Origin of the sequence: Collinsella aerofaciens (assembly GCF_039752775.1) — a bacterium.
Classification (GTDB): domain Bacteria; phylum Actinomycetota; class Coriobacteriia; order Coriobacteriales; family Coriobacteriaceae; genus Collinsella; species Collinsella aerofaciens_R.
The window spans coordinates 1-7,247 of record NZ_JBDMGT010000053.1; the positions used below are offsets into that span (position 1 = coordinate 1).

At 59.3% G+C, this 7,247-nt stretch carries 6 protein-coding genes; all 6 read right to left on the reverse strand.

Translation table 11 applies throughout. The features are described 5' to 3' along the window. Window positions 1–191: 191 nt before the first annotated feature. The 6 genes from tsaD to acpS are packed head-to-tail and all read right to left on the reverse strand — an operon-like array spanning window position 192 to window position 7,015. The gene (gene tsaD, locus ABHR63_RS09775; RefSeq protein ID WP_346965428.1) at window positions 192–2,576 is read right to left on the reverse strand and encodes a tRNA (adenosine(37)-N6)-threonylcarbamoyltransferase complex transferase subunit TsaD; all 2,385 of its coding nucleotides are present in this window, start codon (window positions 2,574–2,576) and stop codon (window positions 192–194) included. After that, the gene (gene tsaE, locus ABHR63_RS09780) at window positions 2,563–3,069 is read right to left on the reverse strand and encodes a tRNA (adenosine(37)-N6)-threonylcarbamoyltransferase complex ATPase subunit type 1 TsaE (RefSeq protein ID WP_117735673.1); all 507 of its coding nucleotides are present in this window, start codon (window positions 3,067–3,069) and stop codon (window positions 2,563–2,565) included. The genes tsaD and tsaE overlap by 14 nt, the downstream gene beginning before the upstream one ends. Before the next feature lie 12 nt (window positions 3,070–3,081). Continuing rightward, a complete protein-coding gene (locus ABHR63_RS09785) occupies window positions 3,082–3,702 on the reverse strand; it encodes a uracil-DNA glycosylase (protein WP_117776930.1) in 621 nt (206 codons plus the stop codon). 8 nt (window positions 3,703–3,710) lie between these two features. After that, complete coding sequence (alr, locus tag ABHR63_RS09790) at window positions 3,711–4,856, reverse strand: alanine racemase (RefSeq protein WP_346965429.1); 1,146 nt, start codon at window positions 4,854–4,856, stop codon at window positions 3,711–3,713. 2 nt (window positions 4,857–4,858) lie between these two features. Next, window positions 4,859–6,475, reverse strand: a complete 1,617-nt coding sequence (locus ABHR63_RS09795) for an NAD(P)H-hydrate dehydratase (RefSeq protein ID WP_346965430.1) — start codon at window positions 6,473–6,475, stop codon at window positions 4,859–4,861. Continuing rightward, window positions 6,476–7,015: a holo-ACP synthase gene (gene acpS, locus ABHR63_RS09800; RefSeq protein ID WP_346965431.1), complete on the reverse strand. Its 540-nt coding sequence runs from the start codon at window positions 7,013–7,015 to the stop codon at window positions 6,476–6,478. It lies immediately after the preceding gene. Between the last annotated feature and the right edge of the window lie 232 nt (window positions 7,016–7,247).

Genomic DNA, 7,247 nt, shown 5'->3' on the forward strand with positions numbered 1-7,247 from the left:
ACGTCGACGCCGATCCGAACATGACGCTGTAGCTGGTACGGCGCGGTCCCCGGACGGAGGGGCCGGATATAAGGTTTCCTGCTCTACAGTCCTGCGCAAGACGAAGGCCACATTAAGTGGCCTTCTTTGCGTGCGGAACTCGCGATAAACCTTATATCCGGCCCCTCCGTCCGGGGACCGCGCCGTACCAGCTACAGCGTCATGTTCGGATCGGCGTCGACGTCGAACGGCGAGATTTCACCTCGGTCGAATTTACGGCGAGCGACCTCCGCGATCATGGCGGCGTTATCGGTACAGGCAGACAAGGGCGGCACCGTTACGCGAATCCCCTGACGCCCAAGCTTCTTGATCATCATCTCGCGCAGATGCGGGTTGGCCGAGACGCCGCCACCGATGCAGTATTCCTTGCATCCGGTAGCGTGCAATGCGTTTTTGGCCTTCTTGTACTGCACGTCAAAGACAGCTGCCTCAAACGAAGCTGCCAGATCGGGCAGGTGAATCGTGCGCCCGGCCTTGGTCTCCTGTTCAATGTAGAGCGTCACAGCGGTTTTAAGGCCCGAAAGCGAGAAGCGATAGTCTCCCCTGCTGTTAAGCGCACGGGGGAAATCGATCGCCTTGGGGTTGCCCGTCTCGGCCAGCTTGGAAATGATGGGGCCACCGGGATAGCCCAGACCCAACGCCTTGGCTACCTTGTCGAAGGCCTCGCCCACAGCGTCGTCGAGCGTCTCACCGAGCACCTCGTAGTCGCCCCACGCCTTCACGTGCACGAGCATGGTGTGCCCACCCGAGACAAGCGTGAAGATAAACGGCGGTTTGAGGTCGGGTTGCGCCAGCAGGTTGGCAAACAGGTGCCCCTCCAGATGGTTGACGCATACGAGCGGCTTACCGGCAGCGTAGGCAAAGCCTTTGGCAAAGGCAACGCCCACCACGAGGGCGCCCACCAGGCCCGGACCCTGTGTCACGCCCACGGCGGCAAGCTCGCTGGGAGCAATGGCTCCACCCTCAAGACCAAGCGATGCTGCGGCATCCTCGAGCGCCGCATCCACGACACTCACAATCACCTCAACGTGTTTGCGCGAGGCGATCTCGGGCACCACGCCGCCAAAGCGGGCATGAAAATCAATCTGTGTCGACACCTGGTTGGCCAGCATATTGCCATCCGCATCGATAATCGCCACGGCCGTCTCGTCGCAGGAACTCTCGATAGCGAGCACCAGGCGGCGGCGCTCAATTTCGGCGCGCTCCCCCTCGGAGCGCCCAGGCGCAGGCAGCGGCCATACGCGTTGCTCGGCTGCCGTCGGCTCGGGCGAGGCGTTATCGACCGGAAGTACGAGGGGAAGTGGGGCCGTCATGACGATGGCGTCTTTGCCGACACCGTAGTAGCCACGACGACGACCCACCTCGGTAAAGCCCAGAGCGGCATAGAGCGCAATCGCGCCCTCGTTGCCGTCCTCGACCTCGAGCGAAGCCGTGGTGCAGCCGAGCATCTGGGCATCATAGCTCACATGCGACAGCAGCTTGCGGGCAATGCCCTCACGGCGATGTGCCGAGTCGACGGCGACATCCAGAATCTGCACATCACCGTCCACGACCATACCGCCGGCAAGGCCCAGCAGCTTGCCGTCGTCGTGTGCCACCCACCAACTACGCGGCGCAGCGACGTCCTCGCCCAGTTCGGACAGGAACATGCCCGGCGTCCACGCCTCGTGTCCGGCACCTTCAAAGCAGGCAGCCTCTAGCGCGCTCGCGCCCTCGGCATCCGCCGCGCCCATGGGACGGAACTGCAGATGACGACCGGCGAGCTCATCGGCAACGCCCGTAATTTCGCTCTGCGCACTCTCGGCAAGACCAAGACGCTTGCGCTCGTTTTCCTCGGCATCCGAAAGGCGCGTGTAAATCGGCAGGACGCGAGCCGGATCGCCGTCACCCGCAGCGTGCGCGAGCAGCAAGCCCTCGCCCGAAGGCCACCACAGGTCGCGCTCCACGCAGCGGGCGGTCTCGTCCTCACCCAGCAGCTTGCCATAGCGCACGAGACCGTCACCGGTCAGCTGAACCTGGTCCCAGTCCGCTGCTCGGCGCCACTCATCGAGCGCCACGGCGGCCTTGACCACGTGTTCGCGCTCAAATTGACGCTCGGGACCCTCATCGCCCAGCATATATAGTGCCGGATATACCTCACCGCGCATGGCATCGGCCAAGATACCAAGCTTGCCGCGCACGCCAGCCTTCCACGCCGTCCAAGCGCAAGCGTCGAGCGTCGACACGCCCAGCAGCGGAACATTGGCACCGCGCGCGAGGCCCTTGGCAGTGGAGATGCCGATGCGCACACCCGTAAACGACCCCGGGCCGCGGCCGACCACGTAGCAACCAACATCGCTGCGATCCAGACCGACTTGAGCCAGCACGCCATCAACGGTATTCACGAGCTCAACGTTGGCGTGACGGCGACACATGTGGTCGCCACTCACGAGCTTCGTCTCGCCCGTCTGCCCATCAATCCAGCTTGCCGCGCAGGCAAGCATGTCGGTCGAGGTATCGAGCGCCACCACCAGCGCGTTGTCGTTATGCAAGCTCATCTTGTACAGCCTTATCAATCAAATGGGAAAGCTCCATTGCGCGGTCACCGTGCGCCTCGAGCGTTATCGTTCGCACATCACTGTCGCCCTCATCACGCTTGAGCGTCACCGAAAGATACTCATCCGTCAGCTCGTCTTGGAATTGTTCGCCCCATTCCAGCAGGCAAGCACCCTCATAGCCCAGCACATCGAAAATGCCCGTATCCTCGAGCTCGTAGGCATGCTCCAGACGGTATAGATCAAAGTGAAACAGCGGAATACGGCCTTGATCATGAACGGCCATGAGCGCAAACGTAGGACTCGTAACCATATGCTCATCGCCCAGCCCGCGCGAGACGCCCTTGGTAAAGTGAGTTTTGCCCACTCCCAGGCCACCGGTCAGGATGAGCACATCGCCGTCCTCAAGGCACGGTGCAATTAGCTCGCCAAAGTACTCCGTATCGGCAGCGCAAGTCGTTTTGTAAGTACCTACCCCCAGGCGCTCCAGGGACATATATGCTCCTTATTATTCCGAGGCGTCCTCTGGTGCGGGATGTCGCTCCAGATAATCGCCCAGCATCTTAAAGTCTTCCTCCAGCAGCTCCTGCCACGCCGGATTGCGCAGCGCTGCTGCCGGATGAAAAGTGGGCATTACTACAAAATGCCCCATCTGGTGGAACCTGCCGCGCAGCTTAGTAATGCCAATCTCGGTCTTAAGCACAAAGTGCGTCGCGGGGTTGCCGAGCGTCACGATAATATCGGGCCAGATGCTTCGAATCTGCTCACGCAAAAACGGCGAGCAAGCCAGCACTTCCTCGGGACGCGGATTGCGGTTTCCCGGCGGGCGGCACTTAAGCACGTTGGCAATGTAGACGTCTTCGCGTTTGAGCCCCGCCAGCGACAAAATGCCGTTGAGGTCCTCGCCTGCCGCCCCCACAAAGGGCTCGCCCTGCAAATCCTCGTTGCGACCCGGCGCCTCACCGATAAACATGACGCGAGCGCGGGGGTTTCCCACGCCAAACACGATATTGTGACGCGACTGGTAGAGCTGGCAGAGGTGACAATCGCCCAGAACGGCCTCAATTTCCTCGAGTGCGACCTCACGTGGCGCCTGATGGCTATGACCGGGGATGTGCATGACGCCCATAGCGGCTCCTACACGTAGACCTTGTCGAGACGCATGCCAAAGCCGCAGGCGACCTCGTAGTTAATCGTTCCGCGCAGTCGGGCCATCTCGTCCATAGTGATCTCGGCATCGCCATCGCGGCCGACAATGATCATCTCGTCACCATACTCGGCCTCGGGAATCTCGTGTGCCGGGTTGGACTGAATGGCGACCATAAACTGGTCCATGCAGATATTGCCAACCTGATGCACGCGCTCGCCGCGATACAGCACATCCATACGATTGGAAAGCGTACGCGATAGGCCATCGGCATAACCGATCGGCAGCGTACAGATCTGAACGCGCGTACGCGGTACGCGGTAGGTAAAACCGTAGCCCACGCCCTCACCCATCGCAGGGTGCGCCACGCGCGTCACACGCGCATGGACGCTCATAACGGGATCAAGCTGCATCACGCGGCCACTCAGCTCGCACGGCTGCATGCCATACAAGCCAACGCCGGCGCGGATCATATCAAAATGCATCGAGGGGTCGAGCATCGAGGACGGCGTGTTGGCGCAGTGCACGATACCGCACTCAAAACCCGCATCCTTAATGGCCTGAACGGCCTCGGTAAAGCGCTGGCACTGCAGCTTGTAGTCCCAGCCCGAAGGTTCATCGGCCGTGGCGAAGTGCGTAAATACGCCGTCGCACTGAATACCGCGATGAAAATTTATACCGCGGACAAAGTCGACAACCTGCGTGTAGTGAACGCCGATACGATTCATGCCCGTCTCGATGGCGAGATGATACTTGCCCACTTTGCCCGCCGCGACGGCACATTCGCCATACGCAAGAGCAAAGTCAGACGTATAGACCGAGGGCATGATATCAAACTCGAGCAACGTCGGAATGGCCTCGATAGGCGGCTCGCTTAGGATGAGGATGGGTTTCGTAATCCCGCCCTGTCGGAGCTCAACGCCCTCGTTAACCGTCGCCACGGCAAACATGTCGGCACCGGCCGAATACATGATCTTGGCGCACTCAACAGCTCCATGACCATAAGCATCGGCCTTGACCACGCAGCACAGGCGCTGACGTGGATTCAGCAAGTTCTTATAGGCCCTCGTGTTGCGACGGAGCGCCCCGCGGTCGATCTCGACCCAGGACCAGCGCGTCAAATCGGCTTTATTCATGATTAGTCATCCGACCCTTCGTCCATGATTCCCAGATCTTCGAGCGCATCCTTTGCCGCCAGCTCCATGGCAGGACCGATCAAGTCGATAAGATCGGTCGCGATGACGCTCTTCTCACCATACTCCGTCGCCGCGGCAAAACCGGCGTAGCTGTGAAGTGCGACGGCGTACGAATACAGCAACTCCCAACGATCCATCTCGTCGCGCATGGTGGCAAGCGTGCCGGCCAAAATACCCGCGAGAACATCACCCGAACCGGCAGTTGCCAGAGAAGCCGGACCCGAGAGCGGCAGCAGCACACGCTCAACGCCACAGATAGCCGTCGTCGGCCCCTTGGCAATGACCACCAGATTGTCGGAGCCTGCAGCCCAGACAACCTTCTGCGCGGCCGCAATCGCGGTACCAAGGTCGTTCACCTCGTCACCGGCAACCAGACGCGAAAGCTCACGATAGTGCGGCGTCATAACCAACGGCTGCTCGCGACGATACATCTCGGGATTACTATCAATACCGTCAATGGCAATCTTAGCAAGGCAGTTGAGTGCATCGGCGTCCAAGATAAGCGGCACATCAAGCTCGAGCAAGCCCGAAACCACCTGCATAGCGCCGGCAGATGTCGTCATACCGGGACCGCACAGTACACAGCTGTACTTCTTTGCAATCTCGCACACAGTCATGCGCGCAGCGGCGCCAAAGGAGCCGCGGGAATCAGACGGAATAGCAAAGACGGGAATCGAAGGAAGTGCCATGCGAATAAGATTGGCGCAGGCGTCAGGAGCCGCGACTGCCACGTAACCAGCACCCGCGCGAGCTGCAGACTTGGCCGCCATAATGGCAGCACCAGGATATTGCGCAGATCCGGCGACAATAAGCACAGAGCCACGGGAATACTTATCGATATTCGTAGGTAGTGGAGCAAAGTAATCAACTAAGTCACCGGGCTCGACAATCTCGGCGGCGTGGTCGACATCATCGATGACCTCGTCAAGACGGTCGTAAAGATTGCCGCAGATCAAATCGCCAGCATACTCAGGGCCATCAGCGCTATACAGACCAATCTTGGGCGCAATCATCGTCACCGTATGCTCGGCACGAATGCAGTCGCCATCAACAACGCCCGTCTCGGCATTCAGGCCCGAGGGGACATCAATGGATACGACACAATCGGCGCATTCATTGACCGTAGGAATCCAGATGGAGAACGGCGCACGCAGATTCCCGTGGAAACCGGTACCAAAAATGGCATCAACAACAACATCGGCCTTATCGATCAAAACCTCGAGTTCGTCACGCGAGGGGCCGACACAAACGTACACATCGCGGCCGGCAGTACGACGAGCAACATGACGCGCCAGAGCAGCAGGAATCTCATCCGGCTCAACCGGAGAAACGATATCGACGTCCACACCCTTATGGCTCAGAATATCGGCGGCAACCCAACCGTCGCCGCCATTATTACCAAAACCGACCAGAACGAGAACCCGATCGGGATTGAGCTTCAAGACCTCGTTGGCGGCAAACTCACCCGCTAGCTCCATAAGCTCGGCCTTCGAAGTCCCTTCGCGTTCGATGATGTCCTCGAGACGAACGACTTCTTCGGTACTCAAAACCGGTTTCATCTATGCTCCTAGCGTATCTTGCGAAGCATCGCCCAGGTGCTCCGTCAATGCTGAATTCTGCAGCTGCTCAAGCTCATCTAAAACAGAGCGAGCCTCTTTAAATGTCTGCGCTACGCGTTTCTTGGTACTCACCTTTTCCTCTTTTGGCTTAGGCCGAGCATCTTCGGTAATCGCGATGGCATTCGCAACGGCTAAGTCTCCTGTAAGCGTAATGGAAAGAGCGACCTCAACAACACCCAGCTCTTGAGCGATCTCGAGAGCACGGCCCGAAAGCAGCGCCTTCGGTTTGCCGAGTTTATCACGCGTAACCGAAACATCCTTGCGACCAACGCCTTGACTAAAACCCGTGCCGAGAGCTTTAAGTACCGCCTCGCGCGAAGCAAAGCGGCTGGCATAGTGAGCAGCGGGACGCGATGATGCATCACAATACGCACGCTCTTCTTCGGTAAACACGCGCCGAGCAAACGACGGCGTCTTTTCAAGAATTGATATCATACGGGAAATCTCGACGATATCAACGCCGATACCAGCTTCAGCCATGTTCACCTCCATATCGCACAGACTAAGTTATTGTAGCCCGTTCACAGAAGATGCGACAAACGAGGGTTATAAAACACAGCTACTATGTGAGACAAAAGCCCGTAAACGCAAAAAAGGGGGAGGCCGCGAGGCCTCCCCCTTCTCAGTTCAAGCGTACGGCTCGGTGCCGTCCACCGGTCAGCGGCGCCCTGGCCTCCCACGGGCTGACCCCGCAGTACTCTCGGCGCGATGG